At 60.3% G+C, this 16,439-nt stretch carries 16 protein-coding genes; 6 read left to right on the top strand and 10 right to left on the bottom strand.

All coding sequences use genetic code 11. From position 1 onward, the window contains the following. Positions 1–24: 24 nt before the first annotated feature. Positions 25–363 (top strand): FKBP-type peptidyl-prolyl cis-trans isomerase, encoded by a 339-nt coding sequence (locus ACM1ZW_RS27075; RefSeq protein WP_017339484.1) that lies wholly within the window; start codon positions 25–27, stop codon positions 361–363. Between the two features lie 21 nt (positions 364–384). Here the strand turns inward: ACM1ZW_RS27075 and ACM1ZW_RS27070 are convergent, their stop codons facing one another. From ACM1ZW_RS27070 to ACM1ZW_RS27060, 3 genes are all read right to left on the bottom strand, one after another. Next, positions 385–1,128 carry an SDR family NAD(P)-dependent oxidoreductase gene (locus ACM1ZW_RS27070; protein ID WP_414878448.1) on the bottom strand — a complete coding sequence of 248 codons (744 nt, stop codon included), beginning with the start codon at positions 1,126–1,128 and terminating at the stop codon, positions 385–387. Positions 1,129–1,346: 218 nt separating this feature from the next. Next, positions 1,347–2,378: a D-cysteine desulfhydrase family protein gene (locus tag ACM1ZW_RS27065; RefSeq protein WP_416739733.1), complete on the bottom strand. Its 1,032-nt coding sequence runs from the start codon at positions 2,376–2,378 to the stop codon at positions 1,347–1,349. Between the two features lie 108 nt (positions 2,379–2,486). Continuing rightward, complete coding sequence (locus tag ACM1ZW_RS27060) at positions 2,487–3,599, bottom strand: cytochrome P450 (RefSeq protein ID WP_416739732.1); 1,113 nt, start codon at positions 3,597–3,599, stop codon at positions 2,487–2,489. Positions 3,600–3,681: 82 nt separating this feature from the next. Here ACM1ZW_RS27060 and ACM1ZW_RS27055 point away from each other — a divergent pair, with 82 nt between their 5' ends. Beyond that, positions 3,682–4,446, top strand: coding sequence for an ArsR/SmtB family transcription factor (locus ACM1ZW_RS27055; protein ID WP_416739731.1), 765 nt, complete (start codon positions 3,682–3,684; stop codon positions 4,444–4,446). On the opposite strand, the gene ACM1ZW_RS27050 is transcribed toward ACM1ZW_RS27055, so the two are convergent. Next, on the bottom strand, positions 4,443–5,051 hold the full coding sequence (locus tag ACM1ZW_RS27050; protein ID WP_416739730.1) for a LysE family translocator: 609 nt from the start codon (positions 5,049–5,051) through the stop codon (positions 4,443–4,445). The genes ACM1ZW_RS27055 and ACM1ZW_RS27050 overlap by 4 nt on opposite strands. A 94-nt stretch (positions 5,052–5,145) precedes the next feature. On the opposite strand from ACM1ZW_RS27050, the gene ACM1ZW_RS27045 reads away from it, so the two are divergent. Continuing rightward, the gene (locus tag ACM1ZW_RS27045; RefSeq protein WP_416739729.1) at positions 5,146–6,078 is read left to right on the top strand and encodes a LysR substrate-binding domain-containing protein; all 933 of its coding nucleotides are present in this window, start codon (positions 5,146–5,148) and stop codon (positions 6,076–6,078) included. A 75-nt stretch (positions 6,079–6,153) separates the two neighbouring features. On the opposite strand, the gene ACM1ZW_RS27040 is transcribed toward ACM1ZW_RS27045, so the two are convergent. The 5 genes from ACM1ZW_RS27040 to ACM1ZW_RS27020 all read right to left on the bottom strand — a co-directional run bounded on the left by ACM1ZW_RS27040 (position 6,154) and on the right by ACM1ZW_RS27020 (position 12,368). Next, positions 6,154–7,173 (bottom strand): branched-chain amino acid aminotransferase, encoded by a 1,020-nt coding sequence (locus ACM1ZW_RS27040; RefSeq protein WP_017339477.1) that lies wholly within the window; start codon positions 7,171–7,173, stop codon positions 6,154–6,156. Between the two features lie 241 nt (positions 7,174–7,414). Next, the gene (lpdA, locus tag ACM1ZW_RS27035) at positions 7,415–8,797 is read right to left on the bottom strand and encodes a dihydrolipoyl dehydrogenase (protein WP_416739728.1); all 1,383 of its coding nucleotides are present in this window, start codon (positions 8,795–8,797) and stop codon (positions 7,415–7,417) included. A gap of 3 nt (positions 8,798–8,800) precedes the next feature. Then, complete coding sequence (locus ACM1ZW_RS27030; RefSeq protein ID WP_414885257.1) at positions 8,801–10,072, bottom strand: dihydrolipoamide acetyltransferase family protein; 1,272 nt, start codon at positions 10,070–10,072, stop codon at positions 8,801–8,803. Continuing rightward, complete coding sequence (locus ACM1ZW_RS27025) at positions 10,073–11,131, bottom strand: alpha-ketoacid dehydrogenase subunit beta (RefSeq protein ID WP_017339474.1); 1,059 nt, start codon at positions 11,129–11,131, stop codon at positions 10,073–10,075. A gap of 1 nt (position 11,132) precedes the next feature. Then, a complete protein-coding gene (locus ACM1ZW_RS27020; protein WP_017339473.1) occupies positions 11,133–12,368 on the bottom strand; it encodes a 3-methyl-2-oxobutanoate dehydrogenase (2-methylpropanoyl-transferring) subunit alpha in 1,236 nt (411 codons plus the stop codon). A 185-nt stretch (positions 12,369–12,553) separates the two neighbouring features. Between ACM1ZW_RS27020 and bkdR the strand changes: the two genes are divergently transcribed. After that, positions 12,554–13,042 carry a Bkd operon transcriptional regulator BkdR gene (gene bkdR / locus ACM1ZW_RS27015; protein ID WP_017339472.1) on the top strand — a complete coding sequence of 163 codons (489 nt, stop codon included), beginning with the start codon at positions 12,554–12,556 and terminating at the stop codon, positions 13,040–13,042. A 95-nt stretch (positions 13,043–13,137) separates the two neighbouring features. Here bkdR and ACM1ZW_RS27010 read toward each other — a convergent pair whose 3' ends face one another. Beyond that, positions 13,138–14,001, bottom strand: a complete 864-nt coding sequence (locus ACM1ZW_RS27010; RefSeq protein ID WP_414878458.1) for an MBL fold metallo-hydrolase — start codon at positions 13,999–14,001, stop codon at positions 13,138–13,140. A 161-nt stretch (positions 14,002–14,162) separates the two neighbouring features. Between ACM1ZW_RS27010 and ACM1ZW_RS27005 the strand changes: the two genes are divergently transcribed. Together ACM1ZW_RS27005 and ACM1ZW_RS27000 are read left to right on the top strand one after the other, a co-directional pair. Continuing rightward, positions 14,163–14,969 (top strand): sulfite exporter TauE/SafE family protein, encoded by an 807-nt coding sequence (locus tag ACM1ZW_RS27005; protein WP_416740850.1) that lies wholly within the window; start codon positions 14,163–14,165, stop codon positions 14,967–14,969. Positions 14,970–15,144: 175 nt separating this feature from the next. Beyond that, positions 15,145–16,329 carry a porin gene (locus ACM1ZW_RS27000; RefSeq protein ID WP_414878459.1) on the top strand — a complete coding sequence of 395 codons (1,185 nt, stop codon included), beginning with the start codon at positions 15,145–15,147 and terminating at the stop codon, positions 16,327–16,329. Positions 16,330–16,439: the final 110 nt, after the last annotated feature.

The raw sequence follows: 16,439 nt of genomic DNA, 5'->3' as shown, positions 1-16,439 counted from the left end.
GGGCGACCGTAAACGAGTAGAAGCATGAACGACGAACTGCAAATCATCGATATTGAGCCGGGCGATGGCAAAGCCGCCGTCAAAGGTGCACTGATCACCACCCAGTATCGTGGCTGGCTGGAAGACGGTACCGAATTCGATTCTTCCTACAGCCGAGGCAAGCCTTTCCAGTGTGTGATTGGCACCGGGAGGGTTATCAAGGGCTGGGATCAAGGGATCATGGGCATGCAGGTCGGCGGCAAGCGCAAGTTGCTGGTGCCGGCGCACCTGGCCTATGGCGAGCGCACCATGGGCAAGATCACGCCGAATTCGAACCTGGTTTTCGAGATTGAATTGCTGGAAGTGCTGACGCGGGATGATTGATCCCACATCAGCTGAAACGCCTTATCGCAGCGTGTAACCACTGTCGACAATCCAGTCCTGCCCATACACGCTGCGAGCACCGCGACTCAGCTGGAACAGGATCACGTCCGCCACTGCACCGGCTTCGAGGAATTTCCCATCGAGCAGCCTCAGGTTGACCGCGGTGGCGACGTCACCCAACTCTTCGGTCTTGAGCCCCAGGGTCGACCAGATCGGCGTGGCCGTTGGGCCGGGCGAGACGGTGTTGATGCGGATTCCGAAGGGGGCCAGCTCAACCGCCAGGGTTCGTGCATGGGCGATCAGTGCTGCCTTGGAGGCGATGTAAGCGGCCAGGCCGGGAAAGGTGATTCCGGCCAGGAACGTGCCAATGAATACCACTGAAGCGGAATCGGCCAGGTGGCTGCGCAGGCACGCCAGGGTATTCAGCGCCCCTGCACCGTTCACTGCCCATTGCCGGTCGAAAGCTGAAACATCAAGGCCATCGGCCAGTTGCGCGATGCCAGCGTTGGGGACCACGAAATCCACCGGTCCCAGGACTTTGGCGCGCTCGGCTAACCGGTCGAGATCCTCCTGGCGGGTCACATCCCCATCGACCCAGGCCAACTGGTCGCTGAAGCGTTCCGCCAATCCCGCCAGTCCACCGAGCTGGCGTGACATTGCCAAGACGCGAGCGCCCTGTTCCAGCAGGCGTTCGGTGACGGCCAGGCCAATGCCGGAGCTCGCGCCGGTGACGACCGCCAGGCGATTCTGAAATTCATTGTGCATGCAGCAATCCTTTTACTCATGGGCAGCCTGTTTTTTGGTTGGTGCGTTCGCAGGCCAATCGAGCGCGCGAGAACGTCTTCAAAAAACGGGCCAATGCCAGAAGCCTTGCAGATTGCGGTTTGCACGGAGGGTGTTGTTATTTTGACTAAGTCATTGAAGAGTCTTAGTGACTGCTTTTGCAGTCATTAAGACTCTTCCTGTTTCTTGAGGATCGGCTTTTAATCCTGAAACGTTTCCCGATAGGCATACAACCCAGGCGTACCGCCGGTCATCACGAACAGCACGTTGTCGCCGTCACGGAAACGACCTTGTTTCAGATCGGCCAACAGGCCCGCAAACGCTTTGCCGGAATACACCGGGTCGATCAACAGACCTTCCGCGCGCGCCATCAGGCGTACGGCGTCTTGCATGGCCTGGGTCGGCAGACCGTAACCATCGCCCAGCTGACTGCCGTCAATCACGATGTCCTCGGGCGGTACGAGGGCGTTGCTGCCCAGTAACGCCAGGGTATCCCGGGTCAGTTTCAGGGTTCGGGTCGCTGACGAGTCGCGATCCGATAACACCGAGTAAGACTTGACGAGGGCTGTGCCTCGGCCCAGCAACTGGAAACCGGTCGCGAGCCCGGCGTGGGTGCCGGCGCTGCCGTTGGGCACCACGACCTGGGTGAAGGTGAGGCCGAGCGCCGTCTCCTGCTCCGCGATTTCCGCTGCGCAACGTGCATAGCCGAGACTGCCCAGCGGGGTTGAGCCGCCCATGGAAATCACCAGCACCTTGCGCCCCGATTCCCGAAGTTGCGCCGCTCGCGCCTCGGCCCGGGCGAGTGAGTCGGTGCCTGCGGCAAGCACTTGCAGCTGTGCGCCAAACAATTGGTCGAGCAGCACGTTGCCGTTGAGTTCGTAATCCACCTCGGATTTGGGCACCGAGCGGGTGAGGATTAATTCGCAATCGATGCCCAGACGCGCGCAGACCGCCGCGGTCAGTCGCGCATGGTTGGACTGCACACCGCCCACGGTAATGACCGTATCGATGCCGGTCTGTTGCGCGGCACCGATGTGGAATTCGAGTTTGCGCAGCTTGTTGCCGCCACCGCCCAGCAACATGTGATCGTCGCGCTTGAGAAACAGGCGGATTCCCCGGGTCTGCAGGCCCAACAGCTGTTCGAGACGTTCGGCGCGCTGAATGGGCGTTGAACCTTGCAGGAGGTCTGCTCGCGCAAAAGCACTCAGTGACTTGTCCAGTTGGGTTTGCATCGATGGCGCCTCGCTGACTGTTATCAGCCTGACTCTATGGAGAAAGTCCGTCGTGATAAACGCATCGCCAGTCATTTCACCTTTAACCTGATGTAACTAATTGGCCCTTCATGCGAACAGTGGAATTCGACCATTCAGGGAAGGGCGGTAGTGCCAGTTCAATCGGCCCAGCAAGGGTTTCAAGGCCAGGATCTGCGCCAATGTGGCGCTGGCGATGTTCAGGGCGAGCGTCTGGCCCGGGCATTGATGACGTCCCGAACCGAAAGTGAAGCTGTGACGCTGCGGACGCTCGAACATGAAGGTATCAGGCTGATCATTGAGCTGCAGGTCACGATTGGCCGAAGCCAGCAGCACCAGAATCACATCGCCGGGCTGCAGGCTCACACCTTCGATTTCACAGGGGGCGGCGACAAACCGGCGGGTGTTCTGAACCGATGGATCGAAACGCTGGGCCTCAGCTACCAGGTCGTCAATGCTGATCGAATCACTCAGCCACTGTGGGTTTCGAATCAACGCCAACAACGCGTTACCGATCAGCCCGGCGGTGGCCTCATAGGTCTGGGAGAGCAGGCCGATGAGATTGGCGATCATTGCATCGCTGTCGGCGGAACCCGCCGCAAACCGCTGGCGAATACCGGCGAGCAAGCCGCTTTGATGGTCCGGGTCATCCAGCAATTCAACGAAATAACCGCTCAACTGTTCCGCCGCCGCATGGGCATCGTCCAGTTGTGCCTGATCGCTGAGGGGCGACAGGCACGCGACGAACTCCGCGGTCAGCTCACTGACGATCCGGCCCTGCGCAGGCGTGAACCCCAGCAGGGCCGCCACCACGCACACCGGGCCACGGAACATCGCCTTGTGCAGCCCATCGGCATCCGCACTGATCAATCGCGCGCCGACCAGCGCAGTGATCTCATCCCTGTCGATCATCGCCAGCCCTGGTTGAATGGCCGACCTCGGGCAGCGCTGGCGTTCGCCCTCGTTCATCCGCATCAACTGACTGAAGACCTTGCCGGCCACACCGCTGGCAATGGCCTTGGGCACCGGCTCATGAGCCGGCCGCACATGACAGTCAGCATGCGCGAGCACCGCCGCCACAGCCTTGGCGCTGCTGGCGACCCACAGCTTTAGTCCTTCGTGAAAAACCAGCCCACCTTGAGCGCGCAATTGCGCGTAATAAGGATAAGGATCGGCGTGAGTCGCAGCGATGATCGGGTCCATGGGGCGCAACCTTGTTCGTGGTTGAAAAAGTGTTGCTACTATCTCCAGTCCGAATGGCCCTTGATTCGTCCGGGAGCGAAATATGAACGTAGAACAACACGACATCGGCGTTTCTCAAGTGGCCGCCGCGATTGCGGAACCGGCGCGGACCAGGATCCTCTGCTCATTGATGGACGGCCACGCCCGCACCAGCACCGAGTTGGCGGCGATTGCCGAGGTCAGCGCTTCCACCGCCAGCGCGCACCTGGCCAAACTCAAGGAGTTGGCGCTGGTGCGCCTGCACGTTCAGGGACGCCATCGCTACTACAATCTGGCGGACAAGCGCGTGGCCCAGGCACTGGAAGCATTGATGGTGATCGGCCAGAACACGGCGCCGACCTTCAACCCGCGCACGCCGGACCGCCTGCAATTTGCCCGCACGTGCTACGACCATATGGCCGGCACGCTGGCGGTGTTGTTGCATGACCGGCTGCTGGAAAACGGCTGGTTGCTGGACACCGATGAGCAGGCCTATCGGCTGAGCGACAGCGGCGAAGCGCTGTTTGAAGGATTGGGCATTGAGGTCAAGGACCTGAACACCCTGAGGCGGCGGTTCGCCTGTCCCTGCCTGGACTGGAGCATGCGCCGGCCGCATCTGGGCGGTTCACTGGGGGCGGCGTTGCTGCAGACGGCGATCCAGCGCAAATGGGTGACTCAGGATCTGGACAGTCGGGCGCTGACGTTGACGGCAACGGGGCGAAAGGAATTCAGCAGCCGGTTTGCCGTTGAACTGCCGGTTCAGGTCACGACAGCACAACCTGCGTCCACCGAGCCCAAGCGCCGCGCGATCGCCAGTTCTGTGCCTTAACGATTGGCCGAGGCCATCAGTACGCCGAAACCGGCGAAGGTCACGCCCGAGACTTTCGCCGCCAGCCAGGAACCTTTCGCGCTCGATAACCAGCCTTTGGCGGCATTGGCGAGCAAGGCATAGCTGCCATGCACCAGAACAACCAGTACGGCGTAGGAGGCGACGAGCTTGAAGAACTGGGTGGAGAAGTGCGCCGAGGTGTCGATGAATTGCGGGAACACCGCCAGAAAGAAAAACACAGCTTTGGGGTTCAAGAACTGGATGGAAGCCGCTTCAAGGAAGCGATAGCCCGGACTTGAGGGGCGCGTTTCAAGCTGCGTACTGAAACGATCCGAGCGCCAGCTTTTGTAACCCAGGTACAACAAATAGATGGCCCCTGCGTATTTCAATACGGTAAAGGCATTGGCGGAGGTGCTGAGGATCAGGCCGACACTCGTGGCGCTGATGGTGGCTACGACAAACGCCCCCGACGCGATCCCCAGAATGCCCGGCACCGCCCCTGTCCATCCGTGGCGCACCGCGTTGGAAAGGGTCAGCACCACGCCAGGTCCTGGGCTCAAAATGGTCAGGGTGGCAAACAGTAGAAAGAGTCCGTAGCTGTTCATGTCTTGCTCCGTCAGGTGGTGCAGGCAGATTGGCGCGACGACGTGGGCGTGACAAACTCTTTAAATGCAGCGCATAGGTGACTAAATTAGACGCATGATTAATCAACTACCACCGCTTAATGCTGTGCGCGCTTTCGCTGTTGCTGCTCGTTATCAGAGTTTCAGCCTGGCGGCCGAGGAGCTGCATGTCAGTCACAGTGCCGTCAGCCGACATATCAAATTGCTTGAGGAACACTTGGGGGTGCTGCTGTTCGAGCGGCGTGTCCGCCAATCGGTGCTGACGCCGGCCGGTCAGCGCTTTTATGAACAAGTCCGTGCCGGGCTGGCGCAGATCGCCAACGCCGCCGCTGCGCTCAAACACCATGCGTCGCTGCCGACCGTGAAGATCAATGTCCGTCCCTCCTTTGCCATGCTCTGGCTGATGCCCAGGCTGGAGGATTTCATTGCACAGCACCCGGACATCACGCCGCAGGTGATCACCCAGACCCAGGCACCGGATCATGCACGCGACGGGTTTGACATCGTCATACGCCGTGGTCGTGACGATTGGGCCCCGGCGATTGAGGCGCAAGCCCTCTTCGAAGACGAGCTGTTGCTGGTCGCGGCACCCTCGCTCATCCAGCGCCAGGCCCTTGAGGACCTCGCGTCCCTGGGGCGGCACACGTTACTGACCGCCAAGGCGCGTCGCGAAGACTGGCACAATTGGGCCCTGCACTTTGGTCAAACCCAGTCAGCCACTCAGCTCACCCGGCAGTTTGATCACATGCACCTGGTGCTTGAGGCCGCGGTGGATGGGCAGGGCATCGCCTTGTGCCCGACCTCTTTGCTGGGCACCCACCTTTCGAACGGTCGCCTGATTTGCCCATTGCCCGAGTTGCGGATGCCGTTGCCGCGTTATTACTACGGTGTTGCGCCGGATTTGACGGCGCAGGCACGAGTGTTTGTCGAGTGGTTGTTTGCGCGGATCGAAAAGGATTCCGGACAGGTGGGGGCGCAAGGTGATTCGCCTGCAAGTGACCGGCGCTGAAAGACGCCCGGCCAACAAAAAACCCACCCGACGCATTCGCGAGGGGTGGGCTTCTTTAGTGCCTGAAGTGCTGGATCAAACCTTGACGATCCAGCCTGCTGGCGCTTCGATCTCGCCAGTCTGTACGCCCGTCAGCTCTTTGTAGAGCTTCTGGGTAACCGGGCCGACCTCTGTTTCGCTGTGGAACACATGCAGGTGGTCGTTGTAGCTGATGCCGCCGATCGGGGTGATCACGGCAGCCGTGCCGCAAGCGCCGGCTTCCTTGAAGTCGGACAGCTTGTCGATGAACACGTCGCCTTCAACCACTTCCAGGCCCAGACGCGTCTTGGCCAGCTCGATCAACGACAGGCGGGTGATGCCCGGCAGGACCGACGGCGAGTTCGGGGTCACGAACTTGTTGTCGTGGGTGATCCCGAAGAAGTTGGCCGAACCGACTTCCTCGATCTTGGTGTGGGTCATCGGGTCCAGGTAAATGCAGTCGGCGAAATGCGCTTTCTTGGCCTGGGAACCTGGCATCAGGCTGGCGGCGTAGTTGCCACCGACCTTGGCTGCGCCGGTGCCTTGTGGAGCGGCACGGTCGTAGCTGGAGATCAGGAAGTTGTGCGGGGTCAGGCCACCCTTGAAGTAAGCGCCGACCGGGATGCAGAAGATCGAGAAGATGAATTCCGGTGCGGTACGCACGCCGATGTTGTCACCCACGCCGATCACGAACGGACGCAGGTACAGCGCGCCGCCGGTGCCGTAAGGCGGGATGAAACGCTCGTTGGCACGGACCACGTCCTTGCAGGCTTCGATGAACTGCTCGGTGGACACCTGTGGCATCAGCAGGCGGGCGCAGCTGCGTTGCATGCGTGCGGCGTTCTGGTCCGGGCGGAACAGGTTGATCGAGCCGTCCTTGCAACGATAGGCCTTCAGGCCTTCGAAGCACTGCTGGCCATAGTGAAGGGCAGTGGAGCCTTCGCTGATGTGCAGCACATTGTCTTCGGTCAGGGTGCCTTTGTCCCACTCGCCATTACGCCAGTGCGACAGATAGCGCTTGTCTGTCTTGATGTAATCAAAACCCAGCTTGTCCCAATTGATGCTTTCGTTACCCATGACACCCTCTATCACTTAACAACCGCCGAAACGGTTCAAGGCTTCTGACGTTTTTTGGATGGGGACAACAATACTTCATTCCGGGCCTGTTTCGCAGCCCGGACTATCGGATGACAGGCAGATAAATCGGGTTGGCCTCAAGAAATCGCCAGCAGGTTAGCTCCCACAGGAGAACGCATTCCAAACGTGGGAGCTAGCTGCGGGCGATGGGGCCATCTCTGCCGCCATCCTTTTCTCTGAATCACAGGTGCAGCGCATGCCCCAAAGCACGCAACGCGGCTTCCTGCACCGCTTCACCCAAGGTTGGATGCGCGTGAATCGTGCCCGCGATGTCTTCCAGCCGGGCGCCCATTTCCAGGCTCTGGCCAAACGCGGTCGACAATTCCGAAACACCCACACCGACCGCCTGCCAACCGACAATCACATGATTGTCCCGACGAGCGACGACTCGCACGAAGCCGCTTTTCGACTCCAGCGTCATCGCCCGGCCATTGGCCGCGAACGGGAAGCTCGAAACGATGCAGTCCAGGCCCGCCGCCTTGACGTCGTCCGGGGTCTTGCCGACTACCACCAGTTCCGGGTCGGTGAAGCACACGGCGGCAATAGCGGTCGGGTTGAATTCGCGGGTTTTACCGCTGATCAACTCGGCGACCATCTCGCCCTGAGCCATGGCCCGGTGTGCAAGCATCGGTTCGCCGCTCAGGTCGCCGATGGCATAAACGTTACGCATGCTGGTCTGGCAGCGGTTATCGATCTTGATCGCCGAGCCATTCATGTCCAGATTCAGCGCTTCGAGGTTCCAACCCTGAGTGTTCGGTTTGCGGCCCACAGCCACTAGCACCTGATCGGTTTCCAGGTTCATCGTGTCGCCACCCGGCTCAAGAACTTGCAGAGTATTGCTAGAAGAATCAAAGCCTTGGACGCTATGTTTCAAGTAAAGCTTCACGCCAAGTTTTTTCAGTTCATCGTGAACAGGCTGGGTCAGTTCGGCGTCGTAGGCCGGCAGGATACGATCCTGCGCCTCGACCACGCTGACATCGGCACCGAGCTTGCGATAGGCAATCCCCAGCTCCAGACCGATGTAGCCGCCACCGACCACGACCAGGCGTTTCGGCACAGCAGCAGGCGCCAGGGCTTCGGTGGAGGAGATGATTGGCCCGCCAATCGGCAGCATCGGCAGGTTCACGCTTTTCGATCCGGTGGCCAGCACCAGGTGCTCGCACTGAATCCGTGTGTCGCCGACTTCAACGGTCTTGCCGTCGATCACTTTCGCCCAGCCCTGAATGACCTGAACCTTGTTTTTCTTCAGCAGCGCCGAGACGCCGGTGGTCAGGCGATCAACGATGCCATCCTTCCACTCGACACTCTTGCTGATGTCGAGGGTCGGCGCGGAAACGCTGATGCCCAATGCCGAGTTTTTGCTGTGGTGCTGAGTCTGATGGAATTGTTCGGCAACGTGAATCAAGGCTTTCGATGGAATACAGCCGATGTTCAGGCACGTCCCGCCCAGCGATTCGCCTTCCACCAATATGGTTGAAATGCCCAGCTGGCCAGCACGAATTGCCGTCACATAACCGCCAGGGCCGCCGCCGACGATCAGCAACGTGGTGTTCAAAGTCTGCATGTCTTACTCCACGAACAGGGTGGCGGGTTGTTCGAGCAGGCCACGCACGGCCTGGATGAATTGCGCCGCGTCCATGCCATCGACCACGCGATGATCGAAGGAACTGGAGAGGTTCATCATCTTGCGGATCACGATCTGGCCTTTGACGACCATCGGGCGTTCGACGATTTTGTTGACGCCGACGATTGCCACTTCCGGCAGGTTCAGCACTGGCGTACTGACGATCCCGCCCAACGCGCCGAGACTGGTCAGGGTAATGCTCGAGCCGGACAGTTCATCGCGGGCGGCCTTGCCAGTGCGCGCGGCGGTGGCCAAGCGGGAGATTTCCTGAGCGTTGTCCCACAAACTGCGAGCTTCAGCGTGACGCACCACCGGCACCATCAAGCCGATGTCGGCCTGGGTGGCGATGCCCACATGCACCGCGCCGAGGCGGGTGATGACCTGGGCTTCGTCGTCGTAACGGGCATTGATCTGCGGGAAGTCGCGCAGGGCGACGACCAGCGCACGGACGAGGAACGGCAGCAGTGTCAACTTGCCCCGGGTCGCGCCGTGTTTTTCATTCAGGTGTGCGCGCAACTCTTCCACGGCCGTGACATCGATTTCTTCGACATAACTGAAGTGGGCAGCGCGTTGCGTGGCGTCCTGCATGCGCTGGGCAATCTTGCGACGCATGCCGATGACCGGGATTTGTTCTTCGTCGTTGCGCTGTGCGTATGCGGCAGTAGCGGTCGATGCATTCGACTGACCTTGCGCCAGATAGGCCTCGAGGTCTTCGTGCAGCACGCGACCGGCAGGGCCGGTGCCTCGCACCAGACGCAACTGGATGCCGAGATCAAGGGCATGTTTGCGTACGGCCGGGGACGCCAACGGGCGCTCATCGGCTTCGCGAGCCACCATCGGGCCTTGGCATACGGCTGCTCGTGGCGCCGCAGCAGGGGCTGGTTTGCTTTCCACAACGGCTTCGACTTTCGGCGCCGGTGCTTCTTTCACGGCAGCAGCCACAGGCTGAGCCGACTCTTTAACATTGCCCGCGCCTTCGACTTCAATGCTGATCAGGACGCTGCCCACCGCCATGACTTCGCCGGGCACACCGCCCAGCGCGATCACCTTGCCGTGCACCGGCGAAGGAATGTCGACCATCGCCTTGTCGGTCATCACATCGGCCAGCACCTGATCTTCGACGACCATGTCGCCGACCTTGACGTGCCACACCGACAGTTCAACTTCTGCAATGCCTTCGCCAATGTCCGGCATTTTAATAACGTGCGTGCCCATTCAGACCTCCATGACCCGTTTCAACGCCGCGCCCACCCGGGACGGACCAGGGAAATACGCCCACTCTTGCGCGTGCGGGTAGGGGGTGTCCCAGCCGGTGACGCGTTCGATCGGCGCTTCCAGGTGATGGAAGCAATGCTCTTGCACCAGGGCGACCAGTTCGGCGCCGAAGCCGCAAGTACGGGTGGCTTCGTGAACGACCACGCAACGGCCGGTTTTCTTCACCGACTTGACGATGGTTTCTAGGTCCAGTGGCCACAGGCTGCGCAGGTCGATGACTTCAGCGTCGATCCCGGTTTCTTCCGCGGCGACTTGCGATACGTAGACCGTGGTGCCGTAAGTCAGGATGGTCACGTCCTTGCCCGGACGGGTGATGGCGGCCACGTCCAGCGGTACGGTGTAGTAACCGTCCGGCACTTGCGCAGCCGGGTGTTTCGACCACGGGGTGACGGGACGTTCGTGGTGGCCATCGAACGGGCCGTTGTACAGGCGTTTCGGCTCAAGGAAGATCACCGGGTCATCGTTTTCGATGGAGGCGATCAGCAAGCCTTTGGCGTCGTACGGGTTGGACGGCATGACCGTGCGCAAGCCGCAGACCTGAGTGAACATCGCCTCGATACTCTGGCTGTGGGTCTGGCCACCGTAGATGCCGCCGCCGCACGGCATGCGCAGGGTCATCGGTGCGGTGAACTCGCCGGCCGAGCGATAACGCAGGCGGGCGGCTTCGGAAATGATCTGGTCTGACGCCGGGTAGACGTAATCGGCGAACTGGATTTCGGCCACCGGGCGCAAACCGTAAGCGCCCATGCCCACGGCAACACCGACGATGCCGCTTTCGGAGATCGGCGCGTCGAATACGCGGGAGGTGCCGTACTTGTTCTGCAAGCCTTCGGTGCAACGGAACACGCCACCGAAATAGCCCACGTCCTGGCCGAACACCACGACGTTGTCGTCACGCTCAAGCATCACATCCATGGCCGAGCGCAGGGCCTGGATCATGGTCATGGTGGTCGTGGTCATGGCGGTTTCCAACTCGATTTTATTGTTGTGATCGTTCATGTCAGATCCCCAACTCTTGACGCTGGCGCTTCAAGTGCTCCGGCATCTCTTTGTAGACGTCTTCGAACATGGTCGCGGCGCTCGGAATCTGGCCGCCGGCGAGGGTGCCGTACTGCTCGGCTTCTTTCTGCGCGGCGATCACTTCAGCTTCCAGTTCGGCGCTGACGGCAATGTGTTCCTCTTCGGACCAGTGGCCGATTTTCACCAGGTGCTGCTTGAGGCGCGCAATCGGATCGCCCAACGGGAAGTAGCTCCAGTCGTCGGCAGGACGGTATTTGGATGGATCATCGGATGTCGAGTGCGGGCCGGCACGGTAGGTGACCCATTCGATCATGGTCGGGCCGAGGTTGCGGCGGGCGCGTTCGGCGGCCCAGGCAGAGGCGGCGTAGACCGCGACAAAATCGTTGCCATCGACCCGCAGGGAGGCAATGCCGCAACCGACGCCACGACCGGCAAACGTGGTCGCTTCACCGCCGGCAATCGCCTGGAAGGTGGAGATCGCCCACTGGTTGTTGACCACGTTGAGGATCACCGGCGCACGGTAAACGTGGGCGAAGGTGAGGGCGGTGTGGAAATCGGATTCAGCCGTGGCGCCGTCGCCGATCCAGGCCGAGGCGATTTTGGTGTCGCCCTTGATCGCCGAGGCCATGCCCCAGCCTACGGCTTGTACGAATTGAGTGGCGAGGTTGCCGGAAATGGTGAAGAAGCCGAAATCCTTGACCGAATACATGATCGGCAACTGACGGCCTTTGAGCGGATCGCGCTCGTTGGACAACAGTTGGCAGATCAGGTCTACCAGCGGCACTTCACGCGCCATCAGGATGCTTTGCTGACGGTAGGTCGGGAAGCACATGTCATCGACGTTCAGGGCCAGGGCCTGGCCGCTGCCGATGGCTTCTTCGCCAAGGCTCTGCATGTAGAACGACATTTTTTTCTGGCGTTGAGCGACAACCATGCGGTTGTCATAGATCCGCGTCTTGAGCATGGCGCGCATGCCTTTACGCAGGATCTCGACCGGGACGCCTTCGGCCCACGGTCCGAGAGCATTGCCCTGATCGTCGAGCACGCGAATCAAGCCCTTGGCCAGGTCGGCGGTGTCGGCGGGTTCTACGTCAATGGCGGGTTTGCGCACCGTGCCAGCGTCGGTCAGACGCAGGTAGGAGAAGTCGGTTTTGCAGCCTGGGCGGCCCGAAGGTTCGGGAACGTGCAGGCGCAGCGGTTCGTACGCTTGGTTCATGGCTTCTACGCTCGATCTTGTGAATTTCTTGTAGTGAGCTGACCGTCATTCCTCTGTGGAGGAAATCTTGTCCTACAACAATCATAGGCCCGGCCAAGAAGAATATTTCTCTCTGTTTCGTTGCGCTTGAGATCATTTGAGGATAAAAAATCTGCATAAACATAAAAAACAGGTGGTTTTGTCTCATGCGCAAACTGGACCGTACCGACATCGGCATTCTCAACAGCCTCCAGGAGAACGCCCGCATCACCAACGCTGACCTTGCTCGCTCGGTGAACCTGTCGCCGACGCCGTGCTTCAACCGGGTCAAGGCGATGGAAGAATTGGGCCTGATTCGCGAGCAAGTGACGCTGCTGGACGCCGATCTGCTGGGGTTGCATGTGAACGTGTTCATTCACGTCAGCCTGGAAAAACAGGTGGAGGAGGCGTTGCAGCATTTCGAGGAAGCGATCTCGGATCGCCCGGAAGTGATGGAGTGCTATTTGATGGCAGGCGATCCGGATTATCTGATCCGGGTGCTGGTGCCGACCATTCAGTCGCTGGAACGCTTCATGATGGACTTCCTCACCAAGGTTCCCGGCGTGGCCAACATCCGTTCGAGCTTTGCGCTGAAGCAGGTGCGTTATAAAACCGCGCTGCCGTTGCCGGCGAATGGGTTGACACTGGCCAATTGAAAATCAAAGGATCGCAGGCTTCGCCGCTCCTACATTGACGGTATACGCCGTGACACCGAATCCTGCAGGAGCCTGCGATTCTTTGATTATGATTTTCAGAGCTTGTTGATCGGGATTTTCAGGTATATGACGCCATTCTCTTCAGCCGGCGGAAAATGCCCCGCCCGCACGTTCACCTGAATCGCCGGCAGCAACAGCGTCGGCATGCCCAACCCCGCATCCCGCTGGGTGCGCATCGCAACGAACGCGGCTTCGTCGATGCCGTCGTGAACGTGGATGTTGCTCTTGCGCTGCTCGCCGACCGTGGTCTGGCATTGGGGCTCGCGCGTTTCAGGCGGATAGTCGTGACAAACGTAGAGCCGCACGCTGGCCGGAAACGCCAGTAACTTCTGGATCGAGGCAAACAACTGGCTGGCATTGCCGCCGGGGAAGTCGCAGCGCGCGGTGCCGACATCCGGCATGAACAAGGTATCGCCCACCAGAATGATGCTGTTGCCGATCAGATAGGCCATGTCCGCCGGGGTATGACCGGGCACATGCAGGGCCTTGGCCTTGAGGTTTCCGATCATGAACGATTCGTCCGGGGCGAACAGATGATCGAACTGCGAACCGTCCACCGCAAATTCCGGTTCAAGATTGAACAGGCTTTTGAACACCCCCTGAACCTTGCTGATCGACTGGCCAATCGCAATTCTGCCGCCCAGCTTCCGGCGCAGATACGGCGCGGCGGACAAGTGATCGGCATGGGCGTGGGTTTCCAGCAGCCATTGCACCTGTAGCTGATGTTCACCCACGAAAGCGATGATTTTATCGGCCTGGGTGGTGGCGGTGCGTCCGGCGGCCGGGTCGTAGTCGAGCACCGGGTCGACGATCGCACACGGGCCGCCGTCGGCTTCGTAGATCACGTAACTGTAGGTCGACGAGGCAGGGTCGAGGAAGGCTTCAATCAAGGCGGGCATGGTGGCCGTTTCTTTTGGGACAAGCCTTGAGGGTAGTGTCAATTTCCCTGCGCTGACCAGCCCTACAACAATTCAATTGATGTAAAAAGCTGCGCGGGTTCTATCCTGTCAGTCATCGATACCGGGCGTTCCCGGCTTTTGTCATGGATTACGAGCGTTCTATGTTGCTGGCGAGTTTTTTTGGTGTGGTCATGGGCCTGGTCCTCGGCTTGACCGGTGCCGGTGGCGGCATTCTTGCGGTTCCGGCCCTGGTGCTGGGGTTGGGTCTGACCATGACTCAGGCGGCACCCGTCGCCTTGTTTGCGGTGGGAAGCGCGGCGGCGGTCGGGGCGATTGACGGGTTGCGCCATGGTTTGGTGCGTTATCGCGCAGCGCTGTTGATTGCATTGCTGGGGGCGATTTTTTCCCCGGTCGGCATCTACTTCGCCCATCAGTTGCCGGAAAAGATCCTGATGATTCTGTTCAGCCTGCTGATGGTCATGGTGGCCTGGCGGATGCTGCGCCGCGAGCGCCAGGACGAAGGCCCGAGCGACCACGGGCACGCCAACTGGGGCCAGAAAAACTGCATGCTCGATCAACAGACCGGACGCTTTTCCTGGACCGCCAAATGCACCGCGACCCTGGCCGCACTCGGCGCGGTGACCGGTGTTGTTTCCGGGTTGCTCGGGGTCGGCGGCGGGTTCCTGATCGTCCCGGCGTTCAAGCAACTGACCGATGTACAGATGCGCGGGATTGTGGCGACGTCCCTGATGGTGATCAGCCTGATTTCCGCCATCGGCGTGATCGGTGCGTTTCATGCCGGGGTGCGGATCGATGGCCTGGGCGTGGCATTCATCATTGCAAGCGTGGTCGGCATGATCATTGGCCGACAGTTGTGCGCTCGAGTCCCGGCCAGGGTCCTGCAGGTCGGCTTCGCCAGCGTCTGCGTCATGGTCGCGGCCTACATGCTGTTCAGAGCCGGCGTCTAACGGTCTTACACCCTAAGTTGCGGGCCCTCGTCGTGGCCCGGTCTTACGCCGAATTTGCTGCACTCCACCCGCCACGCCAAAGCACTTCAATACCCCCTCCAAGGCAGCGTATGACGCCGCCGGTCAGCTTTCGATAATCGCCTCCGACATCCAGTCCCCCGCTGCGGAGCGCGTCATGCACAACAATAAGAATTTCAAGCATCGTTACTTGCCAGCCTTGATCGCCGGCCTGTCGACCCTCGGTTTGAGCTCAATGGCCGAAGCCGAGATCATGCTGTACGACAAGGACCAGACCACATTTTCCACCGACGGCTATATCAACGCGTTTTACGTGAACAGTGATGTGGACCGCGCCGGTGATCAATACGATCGTCGACAGGCGCGGGTCAAAATGGGCTTTCTGCCCAACTACCTGGGCTTCAACATGGGCAAGCAGGTCGATGATCTCAAGCTCGGCGCCCGGGCATCGTTCTGGGTGACGATCAACGACAGCGAAACCAACGGCACCGACACGGCTATCGATGTGCGGCAGTTCTACGGCACGGTGGCCAACCCTGAATGGGGTGAAGTGCTGATCGGCAAGGACTTCGGCCTGTTTGCCCGTTCCAACATCCTGCTCGATGAATTGCTCGCCGGTTACGGTCAGGTCAGCGATACCCTGGGGCTGGTGGATGGTGGCGGGGTGTCGTTCGGCAACATCGGCAGCGGTTATCCGTACCCGTTCCCGACCTCGCAGATCACCTATCGCACCCCGGTGATGGACGGCTTGCGGGTGGCGGTGGGGATCATGGACCCGGTGGACACCAACGACAGCAGCCCGACGGGCAAGGCGTATCAGGAGAACCCGCGGACCGAGAGCGAGATCACCTATCAGTTCGACGTGGCCGGAGCGAAGATTTACAGCTGGGTCAACGGCAGCTACCAGACGTCGGACAACACCGACTCCACGGTGCAGTCCGTCACCTCCAAAGGCGTCGGCTATGGCGTTCAAGCGAAAATGGGCGGGTTGTCGCTGACCGGTTCCGGCTTCCAGGCCAAGGGCATCAACCCGTTCTTCACCAATAACGCCGGCGAACCGACGTTGCGCAACGTCGACAGTGACGGTTACCTGTTGCAGGGCTCCTACAAACTGGGGAAAAACCGCCTGGCCTTGTCCTACGGCAAGACCAAGGACGATGGCAACGGCGTGGTCGGCAGCGGCGCAGACTACGAGACTCGTGGCATTGCGCTGTTCCATGACGTCAACGACAACCTGAAGCTGGTGGCCGAGTACAACCAGTTCGAAATCAACGGTCACGACACCAGCGCGCAGAACGAAGACACCGACACCTTTGCAGTGGGGGCGGTGCTGACCTGGTAACCGCTGGCGATGTAGATCATCTGTGGTGAGGGAGCTTGCTCCCGCTGGGGCGCGAAGCGGCCCTGGTTCTGGTCGCGCATCGGCCGGTTCCGGGCCTGCTTCGCAGTCCA

The sequence above is a fragment of the Pseudomonas sp. NFX71 genome (genome assembly GCF_048079215.1).
GTDB lineage: Bacteria > Pseudomonadota > Gammaproteobacteria > Pseudomonadales > Pseudomonadaceae > Aquipseudomonas > Aquipseudomonas fluorescens_B.
This window is presented reverse-complemented; position numbering and strand designations above follow the sequence as displayed.